A 13,738-nucleotide genomic window follows, 5' to 3' on the forward strand; every position below is an offset into this window, starting at 1 on the left:
GCACATGCCTGTTTCCCGCAAGTTCATTGCCATTGTGGCTGCCGTGGCGGTGGTATCGGCACTCGGAGTAGCGGCAGTAATCGCAGCGCAAGCACATTTTCGCGGCGATGAGCCCCACCGGCCGCACCTCACGGTCTATTCAGCAGGCAATGCTAAAGAAGTTGACGCCTTCCAGTACTGCGACCTCGTTAAATTGGCCGAAGTCAGTCAGCGCTGGGCAGAGCAGCAGCCCCTCTCGCCTGAGCAGGAAATCGAAGCGACCATCGATTTCGCCGACACGTGCGACCCGGAAGGACAACCCGCGCTGATCAATATCCGGCCAGACGAAACCGTACAGATTTCGCTGCCGAAGGAGATCGCTGGCGCACCGTGGAGTCTTCTGGCGCTGTATGAAGACAACGAGGCGAGGGAGATCGACGTCATCGACGACATGCACCGCCCCAGTGAACGCCGCTCAGTTTCCCTGCCGACATTCAATGACGACGGCCTCGCCCTGCGGATCGTCGAAATCAAGCTTCCGATGGGGATTGTCGACGCAGCTACAGGGGAGCAGTCAATCGTCTCGCATGCGACGTGGGCAATCCACACCCAGATCATGAGCTAGCGCGGCAGCAATAGCGAAGCGGGCCCGGTGAATGTCTCACCAGGCCCGCTTTGTCGTTTGGATGTGCGACTGCGGCTAAGCGTCGAGCTCGCGTGCAACAGCGCGGATTACCTCAGCGAGGCGTTGCGACTGCTTGCGCTCCGGATAGCGACCCTTGTCCAGGGATGGCTGCACGGATGCTTCGAGGAGCTTGATCATGTCCTCGATCATGCTGTGCAACTCGTCGGGAGACCGGCGCTTGACAGGTGCCTCTTTCCGCGCAGCCTGCCGTATCGACGGCAGCGGATCGAGCACCTTCACGCTCAGCGCCTGGGGTCCGCGGCGGCCCACAGCCATGCCGAACTCGACGCGCTGCCCAGGCTTCAGCGACTCCACCCCAGAAGGCAACGCGGAGGATCGCACATGCACGTCCTCACCGTCGTCCTGCGATAGAAAGCCGAAACCCTTCTCCGCGTCGTACCACTTGACCTTGCCGGTAGGCACCCTCGTCACCCGCTCATCACTAGCTACTTCATCAGCGCACGTGCATGGGTATGCACGCACGAACGCACCCTGCGCACTGCAGGATGCGTCACGCCTATATCGTAGCGCCTCCGCCGCGCCTGCCGCATTCGTGTAATCCGGTGCACACTCTTGCGCTTCAGCACAGTCATCACCGGCAACACAGCGGTACCGTTGTTCCTGTGGCTCAGGAATCTGCAGTGACCTCAACACGGTCCCCGCGTCGGCAAGAACCTTCTTCACGCGCGGAGACAGTGGCGCTATGGGTTGGCATGGCGCTTTTCCTCATCGGCGTCATCGCGCTAACGTCGATCTTCGTCATTCACATTGCGGGCGGCGCACCGATCACAGCGCTGTATCTCATCAGTCTTCTGTGTCCGCTCGGACTCACTGTGGCGTTCTTCACCACCGTGCTGACCGGCGGGCGCAGGCGGGTGAAATAGATGCTGCGCATCCTTCTCAACATCATCTGGCTGATGTTCGGGGGCATCTGGCTCGCCCTGGGCTACATGCTCGCCGGAATCATCTGTTTCATCCTCATCATCACGATCCCTTTCGGCATCGCCGCGTTCCGGATCGCCATTTACGCTCTGTGGCCGTTTGGCAGCCGGGTGATCAACAAGCCCACCTCGGGCTTGCCGAGCTTCGTGGGGAACATCATCTGGCTGATCGTGGCGGGCGTCTGGCTCGCGCTCGGTCACATCGTCACCGCTTTCCTGCAGGCGATAACGATCATTGGGATCCCCCTCGCAATCGGCAATCTCAAAATGATCCCGATTTCGCTGATGCCGCTCGGGAAACAGATCGTTCCGGCTGATCAGCCCACATTCCCGTATCCGGGCAGCCCTGGGCCCTACCGGGCACAGAACCACTATCCGCGGTGATCAGGCAGTTAGGCCACTCTGCATAATCCGGCCGGAGTAGGTACGCTGGCGTGATATGTCAGCAGTAGGGCTCGGAATTCCCTCGGTGGCTCGGGAAGAAAGCCGGGCCGCCCAGCTCGGCCTGGGCAGTGACGTGGGGCCAGCACCTACGACGGGGCCGCTAATCGACACGTTCGGCCGGGTCGCGCGGGACTTGCGAGTATCGCTGACGGACCGCTGCAACCTTCGCTGCACGTATTGCATGCCGGCCGAGGGGCTCGACTGGATGCCCAGCGAGGAGATGCTGAGCGTCAGCGAACTGCAACGGCTTATCAAGGTCGCCGTCACTATGCTCGGCGTACAGGAAATTCGCTTCACGGGCGGTGAGCCGTTGTTGTATGCCCGTATCACCGAGCTCGTGGCCTACACCGCATCCCTGGCGCCCCGCCCGGACATCTCTCTCACAACCAACGCGCTTGGACTGGCCCGCAAAGCCGCCAGCCTGAAGGCTGCCGGTCTTGATCGGGTGAACGTATCCCTCGATACGGTCAATTCCAGGAATTTCCACACCCTGACGCGACGTGACCGCCTTTCCGACGTGCTGGCTGGCCTGTCCGCTGCTGCGGAGGCCGGTCTGACACCAGTCAAGGTCAATGCGGTGCTTCAGCCGGGAATCAACGACAAGGATGCCGCAGACCTTCTGCAGTTTTGCCTGGATCATGGATATGAGCTTCGCTTCATCGAGCAGATGCCACTCGACGCGGGGCACGGCTGGACTCGTGACAGCTGCATCACCGCGGAGCAAATACTGCACTCGCTGTCAGAGCGCTTCACCCTCACTCCGCACGCCGAGCGGCGCGGCTCGGCCCCCGCGGAGCGATTCCTAGTCGACGGCGGTCCTGCGACGGTCGGCATTATCGCCTCCGTCACACGGCCGTTCTGCGGTGACTGTGACCGCACCCGTCTTACCGCAGACGGGCAGATTCGCAGCTGCCTGTTCTCCCATGGCGAGACAGACTTGCGGGCACTTCTGCGCGGCGCCACTGGTGTTTCGGATGGAGCCGATGGCGATGAAATACTTGCCCAAGCATGGCGGGAGGCGATGTGGCGCAAACTTCCGGGGCATGCGATCAACGATCCCGGCTTCCTTCAGCCAAGCCGGTCCATGAGTGCGATTGGCGGTTAGGCGTGACGATTACGGTTCGCTACTTCGCGGCGGCAAGCCGGGCCGCCGGCACGCCCGAAGAAACCTGCACTATCGAGCCTGGTTCCACACTCGCACAATTGATTGCCAGCCTTTCTGACCGAAATGCGGAGCTTGCCCGAGTACTCGGTAAATGCCAGTTTCTCATTGACGAGACGGCTGTCACTGATACCTCCATCGAAATCACCGAGGGCAACACCGTGGACGTCTTGCCCCCATTTGCAGGGGGATGACGCGACCCGACAGGTTCGTTTGTCTCAAATTTTGAGATCTCACCGTCGCCGATCCGGTGAGGCTCGTCACATAACGAACGGATAACGAGATGATATCTTTTCGTGATTTCCGCAGTGCTAGCTGGTCGTTTGCCCCAGTTTAACGCGTATAGTAATCAATTCTTAAATAATAACGCGGGTCACAGAGTGGGGTGACGACACCGCGATCGCAACGTAGCGTCTACCGCGGCTGAGCAAACCAGCCACCCCGGCACCACGCGCCTAGCTCTGTCCCGTGGTCCGGAACCCGACACTTCGAGGGACAGAGGCGGGGGACCCACCATCCCCTAGGGATACGGAGAAACACGCGACACCACGCGTGTGGCTCCTTGGGGTAAAGCCAAGCGGTACCGATCACGGTGAGGCATGGCCGGACGAACTCTCAGTCCGAACCCGACAGCTTACTTCGCAGGCGCACACACGAGAGGAACCACTTCTTCATGAGCGCACGCCGTAAGACCGCTACCCTCACCAAGACCATGCTTATCGGTGCCGCACTGGCCGCAGGAAGCGTCGCTCTCGCCGCTCCCGCGAACGCCGCTCCCGACTCCGACTGGGACCGCCTCGCGCAGTGTGAGTCCGGCGGCAACTGGGCCATCAACACGGGCAACGGCTACCACGGTGGGCTGCAGTTCTCGCAGAGCACCTGGCAGGCGTACGGCGGCGGCGAATTCGCTCCCCGCGCCGATCTCGCCACCCGTGAACAGCAGATCTATGTTGCAGAGAAGACCCTCCGCGGTCAGGGATGGGGCGCATGGCCGTCATGCTCGAGCCGTCTCGGCCTGAGCAGCGGCCCAACGGACCGCCCGCACCCAAGCCGCGCACCGCAGAACATCGCCGCACCTGCGCAGGGCTCAAGCGCGCCTGCGGCCGCACCGATCGATGACCTGCAGTCCTTCGTGAGCGCTGACGCCCTCTCGATGATCGCCGACGCCAAGGCTGCCGGGCTCCCGATCTCCCCGGAGATCGAGGCCTGGGCAAACAGCTTCTGATCCGCACGGATCACATGCCAATTGAATAATCGTCCCAGTGGCACCTCCCTCCCCCTTCCGTGCCACCGGGGCTGTGTGAAACCCCGCACCTCTCCCCCCTCGGTGCGGGGTTCACGCGTCCTTGCCGCAAAATCCCCGTACCGTGGAGGTATGTGCCGAAATATCACTGTGCTGCGTGGGCTCGAACCCCCAGCGACACAGGAGGAGATCCAGGCCGCGGCAGTCCAGTACGTCCGCAAGGTGGCGGGTATTTCCAAAGTGTCAGATACCACCCGCGAGGCGTTCGATGCGGCCGTAGCTGATGTGGCAGCAGCAACGACGCGCCTGCTAGAGCAACTCCCCGCCCGCAAGCAGCCACCGCCCACTGTGCCACCGCTGCGCAGACCCGAGGTCATTGCACGACTGCACCAAGCGTGAGCGGACGCCTGTCACATGCGTGACTTCCTCTGCCGCACATGCGGCCAGCGGTTGACGTTCGAGAACACCCAGTGCCTCCGCTGCCGTAGCTTCCTCGGCTTCCATCTGCCGAGCCGCTCCTTAGTAGTCCTCGATGAGTCGGGTGCCACACAGATCAAGGGCACCGAGTGGGTTCGTTGCGCTAATCGCAAACTTGCGCACTGTAACTGGCTAGTGCCCACCGGCTCAGCGTCACCGCTGTGTGCGTCGTGTGCCCTGACACGAACCCGGCCCGCCGAAGAGGATCCGCTGTTCCGGGAGTTCGCGAATGCGGAGACTGCGAAGCGACGGGTGATACTGGAGCTAGACGAGTTAGGCCTGCCGCTCGCTGGCCGCGATGAAGATCCCCGGCGCGGACTCGGATTCGACTTGCTTTCCAGCGTCGGCGAGAGGGTCATCACCGGGCACGCCAGCGGACTGATTACGCTTGATCTGGCCGAGGGTGACGACTTACACCGCGAACGACTGCGCGTCGAGATGGATGAGCCATACCGGACGCTCGTGGGCCATTTCCGGCACGAGATCGGCCACTACTACCAGATGGTGCTTATCAACACAACGGACCGTCGCGCAACCTACGACGCTCTCTTCGGTGACTTCAACGCTGACTATCAAGCGGCGCTGAAACGCCATTACCGTGAGGGACCCCCGGACGGCTGGTCTGCCGACTACGTTTCGTCTTACGCGACGATGCATCCAGCGGAAGACTGGGCGGAAACATTCGCCCACTACCTGCATATCCGGGATGCCCTTGACACCGCCGCCGCGTTCGGATTCGCGCCATCCGGCGCGTCGCTGGCGAACGATCTGAGCGGTGACGCGGGCTTCAACCGGATCATCGATTGGTGGTTGCCACTAGCGTGGGCCCTTAATCAGGTCAACAGGTCGATGGGTCACTCGGATCTGTATCCGTTCGTGCTGCGCGGGCCGGTGCTGAAGAAGATGCGTTTCATTCATCAGCTGGTTCAGCAACCGCGCTACTAGCGGCTTTGCCCTACTGGGCATGGGCCGGCCGTTCCACCAGGCACTCGCCCGCGCGTTACCCTTTCGAGTTGATTTAGTTATCTATTCGTGATTTTTCGTGTTATTTCCCCGTTACCTTCACCGACCATTGTTAGGGGCGTGCACAGCAGGACCCCGCAGGGCATTCCGCCCGCGATCACGCCGCACGAAGGGACCTTTCAGTCATGAACGCTATCGAACCTGCCACCAGCGAAGACCTCACCCTGTCGATCGAGCAGCGCGCCGACGAATCGATACTGCTGATTGTCAGCGGCACCCTCGATGCCCTGTCCCTGCCCCGGCTCTTCAATACTTTCGCGCTGATCGGCGGGATCGACCGGTTGTTCATCGACATGCGCCGCATTCACTTCTGCTCGATCTCGGCGGTCCGTGCGCTCACGGAATTGAACCGGCGCTCAGCTTTCCGGAACACAGCCGTCACGGTCATCGCCGGCGAGTACCTGAGAGACATGTTCGCGCTCGCGGGCCGCCGCGGCACCATAGCTGTGCGTCACGACCTTCCGGAAGCACCAGAACGTTCGAACGTCTCTCGTCGGCGACTCGCTTTAATCGCCCAGTAAACCGCCCAGTAAATCGCCCAGCGCGTGGCGGTCAGTCGAAACGTTCCAGGACCGCTCGTGCGCAACGTGCCACGACTTCACGGTCGTAGGTCACGATGTAGTCGAATTCGCGGTCGCGTTCCGCGCCGTCACTGTGCAGGTCCAGTGCGCTCAGCACGCAGGCGAAGTGGGGCGAAAGGACGATCACGTTCCACTCGTCGACGAGCGGATCATTCGGATCAAGCGGGGCGCGGTGCACTCCATGCTCCGCGAATAGCCCCATCCCCGTGCCGTACACCCCAGCGAAGGCGACTCTTCGGCCGAGATTCTGCCAGCGTGACGCGGTTTTCGGCGTGAAGTTCGCCGCGTGCTGGAACGTGCCCAGGCACAACGCTTCTGCCCCGAGACCAGCGGCGAGCGACTCTAGCCCGATACTCATTTCGATCAGAAGCTGCTTGGCGCTGCGCAGGGGCGTCCTGATTTCCGACACGATTTCGTGCGGTGTCCGGCTTGGCGGGTTCGGACCGCCGGAAGCGGGAAACACCAAAGGTAAACATGCTTCCGAGTTGAGCTGTGGCAGCGCCGAAACCGGTGGATACAGCTCCCCCATCCCGAACGCCGCACCCATTGCGGCAGCGCGCCGCCGCTGCGTCTCAGAATCCACGCCGTCCGCGATTATGACCGCGCCGCGCAGCTCCGCACAGCTCGCTATGCCGTGGACCGCTCGTGAAATATCGGCATCTGGCCTGCGATGGATGAGGTCCGGGGACATGATCACGATGTCCGGTTCAAGGAGCGGTAGCAGAGCGAGCGATCGGGGCGTCGAACCAACCGAATCAAGCGCAACGAGACGACCGTCGTTCCGCGCAGCAGTCACAGCCTGTAACGCCTGAGCGGGATGGGCGCTGAACGCGTCGTGCGTAATCGTGACGACCTGGTGTGCAGTGGGCGGAAGCGCAGCGGCTGGGGGCGCATCGAGGTCAATGGTGAGCAGCGCCGGGACTTCAGTCTCGGCTAGCCCCGCCGACAGCTTGATCGTGTCGAGAGCTTTAGTTTCCTGCATGGACCGTGCTGCTTCGCGTAGGGCACGAGGCGCGGCGAACGTGCTCCCGGCGGGTCCGCGCAACTGAACATCGAATGCCGTGAGCACACCGTCGTAAAGCCTGCGTATGGGCGCGTACACCACTTCGACTAGGATGCCGCTAGTTTCAGACGTTGCTGCACCAGAAGGCGCGCTGACAAACACAATTCACTGTGGCAAGAAAGCCTCTGCGGCACAAGCCTGGGCTACGCGCAGCCGACCCATTCATCGGTGCCGTCGGGGAACACTTGGCGCTTCCACACCGGGAGATGCGCTTTGATCTGCTCGACGAGTTCCGCGCACGTCGAAAACGCCTCGGCGCGGTGGTCAGCCGCGACCGCGCACACCAGGGCAGCATCACCGATCTCGAGTGGGCCTACGCGGTGGCTGACGGCGATGGCGCGCACTCCCAGCGCATTCGCCGCGACGTCCGCGGCAACGCGTTCCACCACCGCACCTGCGGTGGGGTGAGCGGAGTATTCGAGGCGCGCTACTTCCTTGCCACCGTCATGGTCGCGGACGACTCCTGCGAAACTCACGACCGCGCCTGCAGCGGAGTCAGCAACGAGCGCCTCATGTTCAGTGACGTCGAGACGCGCCTCAGTCACTGCCGCCCTCCGCACATCAGGCGTGTGGTCGAGGGGTCCTTTACGTCCGGAACAGCAATGGTTCTCAGTCGCCATGTCCGCCACCTTTGATCTGATCGAGTGCGTGCTCAAGAATCCCATCGAGAACACAAAGGCCGTCGCTGACACCACCACGGGAGCCAGGGAGGTTCACGATCAGGGCTCCGCCCGATACTCCAGCGAGCCCGCGCGACAGAATGGCTGTGGGTACCTTGGCGATCCCGGCACGCCGGATCGCCTCGGAAACACCTGGAATCTCGTAGTCAAGCAACTCCGCGGTCTGCTGGGGCGTGACGTCGTTCGGGGTGAGGCCAGTACCGCCGGTCGTGAGAATGACGCCGCAGCCTTGAGTGAGCGCGGAACGCATCGCCTCACCGACCGCCTCACCATCTGGCACGACGACCGGGTCGTCAACAGCGAAACCGCGGCCGAGTAGCCACTCTGTGATCACCGGACCCGTGCGATCCGCGTAGACCCCTTCCGCTGCCCGAGTGGACGCAACTATAACGGCGGCTTTCACGGCCGCTCCCACCTTCCCGTTTTGCCGCCCTCTTTGCAGACGACATGCACATTGTTCATCGTGGCTGCCGGGTCGACGGCCTTCACCATGTCGTGCAGAGTGAGACCGGCGACCGCCACGGCTGTCAGGGCTTCCATTTCCGCCCCTGTACGGCCTGTGGTTTTGATGGACGCGGTGACGTCAATGTAGTTATCGCCAAGATCAAACTCGACTGTTACACCTGACAGCGGGATGGGGTGGCATAGCGGCACCAGATCAGGGGTTTTCTTCGCAGCCATGATTGCGGCGATGCGCGCCGTCGCAAGCGCATCCCCTTTAGGCAAGCCGTTACTCGCGAGAAGCTCGAGAACCGCCGACGTCGTCTCGAATCGGCCAGCAGCGACCGCGCGACGCGCAGTTTCGGACTTCTCGCTTATGTCCACCATTCGGGCGGAGCCCCGGCTATCCACATGGGTGAGCCGGGGCTCGCCTTCAGGCGAATTCAGGTCATTCACCGGTACGGCGCACGGTCAGCGATTGACGACCGTGTACGGGTGCACGTAGTGAAGCTCCTCCGCCGGAAGAGGAAAAGTGGTCTCCCCGAACGGTGAAAGACCGCCTGCGCGGTCCGAGGAGAGCTCAGTAACCGCGTGATCGCCATCGGCGACCGCTGGCCAGCCCGGATCGACATACATGTTCTTCTTCTTATCTGCCACGTGTCCATTTTGACAGCTCGGTTATCGCGCGCGCAGCCGAGGTCGCATTTCGTGTGTCGAAACTCTCTACTCTGGTATGCGATGACATCACCGACTTCACGATCGACCAGGGATTCTGGGTTCAGCGCGTGGCTCGCGGAGCTGAGCGACAAGGAGCTTGTCGCGCTGCTGACGCACCGTCCTGACCTGGCTGTGCCGCCCCCGCTGAACATGTCTGTGCTGTCTGACAGGGTGCGGCTGCGCGCGTCGGTGCAGCGTGCGACCGACGAGGCAGACATGCTGACGTTGTCGGTGATCGAGGCGCTTGCGCTGCTGCGAGCAGCCGATCACGCGGTTTCCCGCGAGGAACTGCTCGATATGTTCGCGAAACTCTCCAGTCCGGGACTGAACGGGGAAATCGACGCGAGACTCGACTGGCTGCGTGTACGCGCCATCGTGTGGGGTGGCAACGGCAATCAAGGTTTACGGCTCATTGACGGTGCCGCAGATGCTGTTCCGTGGCGGATCGGCCGATTGACTACGCTGCCCGGGGTCGCGGCGCTGAAAACAGTTCCAGACCTGTTGCGCGCGCTGCCCCCTGAGCAGAGCGCGATTGTGGAGAAGCTCGCCCACGGCACACCGTTCGGGTCGACGCGTGATGCCGCACCCGACGCGCCCGCCGAACGTCCGATCCCCCAGTTGATAGCCGCGGGGCTGCTCGCGCGCATCGACGACCACACAGTGGAGCTGCCGTTCCATGTCGGACAGGTCATCCGTGGTGAGGCGCCGCTCGACCCGCACGTGCTTACGGCTCCCCAGGCAAACCCGCACACGCGCAACCAGAAAACCACGGATGCCTCCGCTGCTGGTGAAGCGATGGACTTTCTCCGCGATTGTGCGGCAATAATTCAGGCCCTGGGCATGGCACCCGCTCCAGACCTGAAGGCCGGTGGCCTTGGCGTGCGGGAGTTGCGGCGGCTCGCGAAGTCAGCGGGACTAACTGAAGAACGCACGGGCCTGGTCATCGAAGTGCTTGTCGCGGCCGGGCTAGTTGTCAAAGGTGAGGGCTACTTGTCTTCCGGCGACCCTGTATGGGCTCCGGCCGAGATCGTCGATGCATGGCTTGACGCGGACACGGCGACGCGGTGGGCCAAGGTGGCGAGCTCGTGGCTGACGATGAGCCGTCGGCCATGGCTGATCGGCTGGCGCGGTCCCACCGACAAGCCAGCCGCGGCGCTCTCAGACGACATCGTCTCGCACACAGCCGAAGCCGATCGGCGGCACATTTTGTCGATTTGGATGTGCGCGCCAACCCCTGACGGACCGGAAAGCCCCGTGCTTTCGCCCGAGGACGCGCAACGGCTCCTCATGTGGCTGCGCCCGCGCGCGGCCCGCCGGTTCGGTGCGCAAGCAGTAGCGAACACGCTTGCTGAAGCATCGGCGCTGGGACTGGTCGTGGGTGGTGCACTCTCCACTCCAGGGCGCATGCTGCTCACTGACCTAGACCTTCCCGATCTCGCGGACATCATGGAGCCGCTGCTGCCACCGCCACTCGACCACGTGCTCGTGCAGGCAGATCTGACAGTGGTGGCACCCGGTCCGTTGATCCCGGACCTTCATGATCAGATCAATCTCGTCGCGGATGTGGAGTCGACGGGCGCCGCAACGGTGTATCGCATCACTGAACACAGTGTGCTGCGCGCGCTCGACAGCGGGATGTCCACGACCGCCCTGCACACGCTGTTCCACAAGTATTCGCGCACCCCGGTGCCGCAAGCGCTGACCTACATGATCGATGACACGGCGCGTCGTCACGGACAGTTGCGCGCCGGGGTGGCGACGTCCTTTATTCGCTGCGAAGACCCCGGACTGATGCGTGAAGTGCTGGCCTCCGCTGCCGCTGCGGAACTGGGACTCCGTGCCCTCGCGCCGACTGTCGCGGTCACTCAGGCAACGCTGGGGACCGTGCTGGAACAGTTGCGGTCGGCCGGTTTCACGCCGGCCGGAGAGGATGAGAGCGGAGACATTATCGACTTGCGTCCCCGGGGCATCCGGCTCCCGGCGCGCCGCAACAAGCCGGTACCCGTGCAGCGGCGAGTCCCGGTTCCGAAGCATGAACAACTCGTCAGCGTGGTCGAAGGGCTGCGCGCCGCGTCAGCACAAACCGCTGGGCGCTCCTCTGGGCGTTCTGCCAAGGCTCACGCGTCCGCGTCAGGCAGTACCGCCGCGACCGTGGCGTTGCTGCAACTTGCGGTCCGCGCACAACGCAAGGTGCTGATCAGTTTTGTCGACGCGCAGGGCACAGCGGGCGTCCGCGTTGTCGAGCCGGTCGCCCTGCAGGCCGGCCAGTTACATGCCTTTGATCCCACCGCAGATACCGTTCGGCGCTTCTCTCTTGCTCGCATGAGTTCTGTCGAGCTACTTGATAACTAACCAAGGAGGTCGCTATGGCAATACCGGCAGGAGCTTACGCGGAGGCGCACCGAGCGAGCATTGCTGATCCCGACTCCTTCTGGCGTGCGGCCGCCCGGGCGGTTACGTGGACGCGGGAACCTGATCAAGTCCTCGATGACGCGAACGCACCGTTTTACCGGTGGTTTCCCGACGGGGAGCTGAACACCTGCGCGAATGCTCTCGACCGGCACGTCGCCGCGGGCCGGGCCGATCAGCTAGCCCTCATTTATGACTCACCTGTGACCGGAAGCGACCGCACCTACACCTACGCCCAACTGCTCGACGAGGTCGCGCGGTGCGCTGGCACCCTCCGGCGGCTAGGGGTCGTCAAAGGCGACCGGGTGGTCATCTACATGCCGATGGTGCCCGAAGCAGTCATCGCGATGCTCGCGTGCGCGCGGCTCGGAGCGGTCCATTCGGTGGTGTTCGGCGGGTTCGCGCCGGCCGAACTCGCGGCGCGCATCGACGATGCGCAGCCAGTGGTCGTCGTTTCCGCTTCGTGCGGCATCGAACCGGCACGCGTCGTCCCCTACAAGCCCATGCTGGATCGGGCCCTCGAACTCGCGACGCACGCACCACAGCACTGTCTCATTCTGCAGCGTGAGCAGCTGACCGCCGACCTCGAAGCTGGCCGCGATCTCGACTGGGCAGACGTCGTGGCAGACGCCCCTGCTGCTGACCCCGTATCCGTCGCCGCGACGGACCCCCTGTACGTCCTCTACACATCGGGTACGACGGGCAAACCGAAAGGTATCGTCCGCGACAATGGCGGGCATGCGGTGGCGCTCCTGTGGAGTATGCGCAACATCTACGGAATCGAGCCGGGCGACGTTTATTGGGCTGCGTCCGACATCGGCTGGGTCGTCGGCCACTCCTATATCGTGTACGCGCCGCTCCTACTTGGTGCGACCACTGTTCTTTACGAAGGCAAACCGATCGGCACGCCCGATCCAGGCGCGTTCTGGCGCGTCATCTCCCAGTACGGCGTGAAAGCGCTGTTCACTGCACCGACCGCGTTCCGCGCGATCCGCAAAGAAGACCCGAACGGCGAATACCTCGCGAAGTACGACATCTCAGTGCTGCGCTGCTTGTTCCTCGCGGGCGAACGCCTGGACCCCGATACCTACCACTGGGCGGCGACGCAGCTTGGAATTCCCGTCGTCGACCACTGGTGGCAAACCGAGACAGGCTGGCCGATCGCAGCCAACCTGATGGGGCTCGAGCCCATGCCGATCAAACCTGGCTCCCCTACCGTCCCGGTGCCCGGCTACGACGTCCGCGTGCTGCGCCCGAACGGCGAGGAATGCGCGCCGGACGAAGAAGGCGCGATTTGCGTCAAACTACCCCTCCCCCCGGGTACCTTGCCCACCTTGTGGGGTGATGACGACCGGTATGTGGCGGCGTATCTCTCTGCTTTTCCCGGCTACTACCTCACTGGCGACGGTGGCTACATCGACGCGGACGGCTATCTGTTCGTGATGGGCCGCACCGACGACGTCATCAATGTCGCAGGGCATCGACTGTCGGCGGGGTCGATGGAGGCGGTCATCGCCTCACACCCTGCAGTCGCTGAGTGTGCCGTCATCGGTGTCACCGATTCACTGAAAGGGCAGGTCCCACGTGGCCTTGTCGTCCTGAAAGCGGGAGTGGAGATCGAGCCGGAGCAGCTGCGGGCAGAACTCGTAGCCGCGGTCCGGGAACAAATCGGCGCTGTCGCGGTGTTCAAGCTGGTTGACATCGTCCCGGCCCTGCCGAAAACGCGGTCGGGCAAGATCCTGCGTAAGACGATGCGCGGCATCGCGGATGGCCGAGATGAGCCACTCCCCTCAACCATCGAGGACCCAGGAGTTCTCGACCGGTTGCGCCCCATTCTTGGCCGCTAGCGCAGTTTTCGGGACAATGGAATCTTTGGCTCCATTTGACTTAGAT

Annotated in this window: 17 protein-coding genes and 1 riboswitch; of the genes, 11 read left to right on the plus strand and 6 right to left on the minus strand. The window is 63.0% G+C overall.

Translation table 11 applies throughout. The features are described from left to right. Window positions 1–4: 4 nt before the first annotated feature. Window positions 5–604, plus strand: a complete 600-nt coding sequence (locus FHU29_RS18830) for a DUF2771 domain-containing protein (RefSeq protein ID WP_064441894.1) — start codon at window positions 5–7, stop codon at window positions 602–604. 75 nt (window positions 605–679) lie between these two features. Here the strand turns inward: FHU29_RS18830 and FHU29_RS23555 are convergent, their stop codons facing one another. Beyond that, window positions 680–1,087, minus strand: coding sequence for a cold-shock protein (locus FHU29_RS23555; RefSeq protein WP_064441925.1), 408 nt, complete (start codon window positions 1,085–1,087; stop codon window positions 680–682). Between the two features lie 200 nt (window positions 1,088–1,287). Here FHU29_RS23555 and FHU29_RS18840 point away from each other — a divergent pair, with 200 nt between their 5' ends. The 8 genes from FHU29_RS18840 to FHU29_RS18875 all read left to right on the plus strand — a co-directional run bounded on the left by FHU29_RS18840 (window position 1,288) and on the right by FHU29_RS18875 (window position 6,475). After that, window positions 1,288–1,548, plus strand: a complete 261-nt coding sequence (locus FHU29_RS18840) for a hypothetical protein (RefSeq protein ID WP_157095321.1) — start codon at window positions 1,288–1,290, stop codon at window positions 1,546–1,548. A gap of 3 nt (window positions 1,549–1,551) precedes the next feature. Continuing rightward, window positions 1,552–1,989, plus strand: coding sequence for a YccF domain-containing protein (locus FHU29_RS18845; protein WP_064441926.1), 438 nt, complete (start codon window positions 1,552–1,554; stop codon window positions 1,987–1,989). A 55-nt stretch (window positions 1,990–2,044) separates the two neighbouring features. Continuing rightward, window positions 2,045–3,154: a GTP 3',8-cyclase MoaA gene (gene moaA, locus FHU29_RS18850; RefSeq protein ID WP_064441895.1), complete on the plus strand. Its 1,110-nt coding sequence runs from the start codon at window positions 2,045–2,047 to the stop codon at window positions 3,152–3,154. Between the two features lie 2 nt (window positions 3,155–3,156). Continuing rightward, on the plus strand, window positions 3,157–3,405 hold the full coding sequence (locus FHU29_RS18855; RefSeq protein WP_064441896.1) for a MoaD/ThiS family protein: 249 nt from the start codon (window positions 3,157–3,159) through the stop codon (window positions 3,403–3,405). Between the two features lie 273 nt (window positions 3,406–3,678). After that, window positions 3,679–3,874, plus strand: a riboswitch (cyclic di-AMP (ydaO/yuaA leader). 10 nt (window positions 3,875–3,884) lie between these two features. Continuing rightward, a complete protein-coding gene (locus tag FHU29_RS18860; protein WP_064441897.1) occupies window positions 3,885–4,436 on the plus strand; it encodes a transglycosylase family protein in 552 nt (183 codons plus the stop codon). Between the two features lie 150 nt (window positions 4,437–4,586). After that, window positions 4,587–4,853, plus strand: a complete 267-nt coding sequence (locus tag FHU29_RS18865) for a DUF2277 domain-containing protein (protein WP_064441898.1) — start codon at window positions 4,587–4,589, stop codon at window positions 4,851–4,853. Between the two features lie 15 nt (window positions 4,854–4,868). Then, window positions 4,869–5,876 carry a zinc-binding metallopeptidase family protein gene (locus FHU29_RS18870; RefSeq protein ID WP_064441899.1) on the plus strand — a complete coding sequence of 336 codons (1,008 nt, stop codon included), beginning with the start codon at window positions 4,869–4,871 and terminating at the stop codon, window positions 5,874–5,876. Between the two features lie 203 nt (window positions 5,877–6,079). Beyond that, window positions 6,080–6,475: an STAS domain-containing protein gene (locus FHU29_RS18875; protein WP_064441900.1), complete on the plus strand. Its 396-nt coding sequence runs from the start codon at window positions 6,080–6,082 to the stop codon at window positions 6,473–6,475. Between the two features lie 31 nt (window positions 6,476–6,506). On the opposite strand, the gene FHU29_RS18880 is transcribed toward FHU29_RS18875, so the two are convergent. The 5 genes from FHU29_RS18880 to FHU29_RS18900 form a co-directional block, all read right to left on the minus strand. Further along, on the minus strand, window positions 6,507–7,640 hold the full coding sequence (locus FHU29_RS18880; RefSeq protein ID WP_232323047.1) for a DICT sensory domain-containing protein: 1,134 nt from the start codon (window positions 7,638–7,640) through the stop codon (window positions 6,507–6,509). Window positions 7,641–7,741: 101 nt separating this feature from the next. Continuing rightward, window positions 7,742–8,218, minus strand: a complete 477-nt coding sequence (locus tag FHU29_RS18885; RefSeq protein ID WP_064441902.1) for a molybdenum cofactor biosynthesis protein MoaE — start codon at window positions 8,216–8,218, stop codon at window positions 7,742–7,744. Continuing rightward, window positions 8,208–8,681 (minus strand): MogA/MoaB family molybdenum cofactor biosynthesis protein, encoded by a 474-nt coding sequence (locus FHU29_RS18890; RefSeq protein WP_064441903.1) that lies wholly within the window; start codon window positions 8,679–8,681, stop codon window positions 8,208–8,210. Before FHU29_RS18890 ends, FHU29_RS18885 begins: the two co-directional genes overlap by 11 nt. Next, entirely contained in the window at window positions 8,678–9,175 is a 498-nt protein-coding gene (moaC, locus tag FHU29_RS18895) for a cyclic pyranopterin monophosphate synthase MoaC (protein ID WP_423785886.1), read from the minus strand. Before moaC ends, FHU29_RS18890 begins: the two co-directional genes overlap by 4 nt. A 15-nt stretch (window positions 9,176–9,190) precedes the next feature. Continuing rightward, the gene (locus FHU29_RS18900; protein WP_064441905.1) at window positions 9,191–9,376 is read right to left on the minus strand and encodes a hypothetical protein; all 186 of its coding nucleotides are present in this window, start codon (window positions 9,374–9,376) and stop codon (window positions 9,191–9,193) included. Between the two features lie 81 nt (window positions 9,377–9,457). Between FHU29_RS18900 and FHU29_RS18905 the strand changes: the two genes are divergently transcribed. Together FHU29_RS18905 and FHU29_RS18910 are read left to right on the plus strand one after the other, a co-directional pair. Continuing rightward, the gene (locus FHU29_RS18905) at window positions 9,458–11,788 is read left to right on the plus strand and encodes a helicase-associated domain-containing protein (protein WP_064441906.1); all 2,331 of its coding nucleotides are present in this window, start codon (window positions 9,458–9,460) and stop codon (window positions 11,786–11,788) included. Window positions 11,789–11,802: 14 nt separating this feature from the next. Next, a complete protein-coding gene (locus FHU29_RS18910; RefSeq protein WP_064441907.1) occupies window positions 11,803–13,692 on the plus strand; it encodes a propionyl-CoA synthetase in 1,890 nt (629 codons plus the stop codon). The last annotated feature ends 46 nt before the right edge of the window (window positions 13,693–13,738 follow it).

The sequence above is a fragment of the Hoyosella altamirensis genome (genome assembly GCF_014191505.1).
GTDB classification, from domain to species: domain Bacteria; phylum Actinomycetota; class Actinomycetes; order Mycobacteriales; family Mycobacteriaceae; genus Hoyosella; species Hoyosella altamirensis.